Annotated in this window: 2 protein-coding genes; one reads left to right on the top strand and one right to left on the bottom strand. The window is 59.7% G+C overall.

The window, feature by feature from the left end; all coding sequences use genetic code 11:
* Positions 1-8: 8 nt before the first annotated feature.
* Complete coding sequence (locus QZY03_RS20685; protein WP_295584154.1) at positions 9-410, bottom strand: hypothetical protein; 402 nt, start codon at positions 408-410, stop codon at positions 9-11.
* Positions 411-890: 480 nt separating this feature from the next.
* On the opposite strand from QZY03_RS20685, the gene QZY03_RS20690 reads away from it, so the two are divergent.
* Positions 891-1,987 (top strand): integron integrase (locus QZY03_RS20690; protein WP_295584156.1); only part of this gene is annotated, 1,097 nt, incomplete at its 3' end.

Consider the following 1,987-nt stretch of genomic DNA (forward strand, 5'->3'; position numbering starts at 1 on the left):
CCCTGAGACTACTGCTTTGGATCTTTTCTTGGGAATCCCGGAAACAGAATTACGTTCTCTCCAAGTGAAGGCTTGGATTGATGTGACCCTTTCTGTTTATCAGGCGATTGAGGGTCATCCATTTCAGGGTACGCTAAATCAAGAATGCGTGCGGCTTGTTGCATTTCCCGATTCTCCTTCGGGATATCTGCATTAGCCGCAAGCTTTATGAATTTGCGAAACTCCTTTTTTGATTCTTCAGTTGAGGTTATAAATGCTAAAAGTAAACTTAGGTATCCCTGTAAGCTCGTTACGCTTGATTGCAAAACGGCTATAGCCGTAAAGCTATCGGATGTATTTGTTGGTACATTCTTTAGTTGTTCAACCCCAATCTGTTTCAATAATTCTGCAAGCTGTTCTTCTCTTGTCATGCGTATTCTCCTAGATTACAGGATTCCTCGAAGCCTAACGTGTTCTAGGTTGGCACGGGCCGGCGACATGCTTGCCCGCCACGGGCCACTAAGGTTCTAGACTGAATCCCGCCGACCGCCCAGGCACATCGCCTCACCGCAAGTGCCCTGCCGAGGCCCCCCCAGCAGCTCGGTGTTGCACATCGGCAGCCGGTCCAGACACAGCCCATCGCCCTTCGATGTGTACTTTCCGCGTCTCGCTGCTGTTTTGCAAGGGGCGTTTTGTGATCTGGATCATAGTTTCCGCAAATACCACAGATAAAACGCTAGATTCTAGGCAAACCTCCGCCGGGCGCTTGCCATCCGGATTAGACTTGGGGTAAGCGACCGGCACGGGCCGCTCGTGCGCTAGGCTGGCGCGGGCCGCTAGTGAACTAGACTGAAACGGGCCACTAGCGAACTAGACTGAATTCCGTCCAAGACCCATACGACCGCCACCTGATGTCCACCATCCCCAATCCCCGCCGCGAGGACGGCTCTCCCTCCAACTGGGACCGTTATCTGGATCTCCTGGCCCACCGCGGCGTACCGGAGAAGATGCGCCCTTGGTATGTCCGTCGCGTTGAAGCGTTCCTGAAGGCGCGGCGTCCCGTGTCTTTGTTGCAGGTGACGGCGGAGGAACTCACCGGGTACCTGCAGGAGGTCGCGGCCCAAGCGCACCTTGCCGAGTGGCAGTTCCGGCAACTGGTCGACGCCTTGCAGCTGCTGTTCGTCGATCTGGCCCACTGCCCTGCCGGCAAGACCATCGACTGGGACTGGTGGAAAACCGGGGGGCGCCCGCTCGACAGCGATCATCCGACCGTCGCGCGCTCAAGCCCGCCGGCGGCGGGTCCCGCGTTTGCCCGCGCCACCGAACGCTTCCCGCTCCTCAAGACTCTGGCCCGGACCATTCGCGCGATGCAGTATTCCATCCGCACCGAGCAGGCCTATGTGGATTGGTGTCAACGGTTCCTCGCGTTCTGTGGCGATACACCGGCCGAGCGGCTGGGGGTCGAGGACGTGCAGCGGTTCCTGTCTCACTTGGCGGTGGAGCGGTCGGTCGCGGCAAAGACGCAGAGTCTGGCCTATAACGCGGTGGCCTTTTTATTCAAGCATGTCCTGGAACGCCCGCTGGAGAATGTGCGCTTTGCACGGACCAAGCACGCGCAGCGATTGCCGGTGGTGCTGACGCAGGAGGAGGTCCGGCGGCTGTGCGAGACCATGGACGGGACCTTCGGGCTGATGGCGCGGTTAATGTACGGGACCGGGATGCGTCTGATGGAGTGCATCCGGCTGCGGGTGGGGGACCTGGACTTCGGCCATCGGTCGATCACGGTGCGCAACGGGAAGGGCGGGAAGGATCGGATCGTGCCGCTGCCGGAGCGTCTGCGCACGCCCCTGGAGTCCCACCTGGAGCAGGTCAAGGCCCTGCATGATCGCGACCTGGCGGCAGGGGCGGGCAACGTGTACATGCCGGAGGCCCTCAGCCGCAAATACCCGAGCGCGGCGCGGGAGTGGATCTGGCAGTACGTCTTCCCGAGCAGCCGCCTGGCGCAGGA

The organism is uncultured Lamprocystis sp., from assembly GCF_903933125.1.
GTDB lineage: Bacteria > Pseudomonadota > Gammaproteobacteria > Chromatiales > Chromatiaceae > Thiodictyon.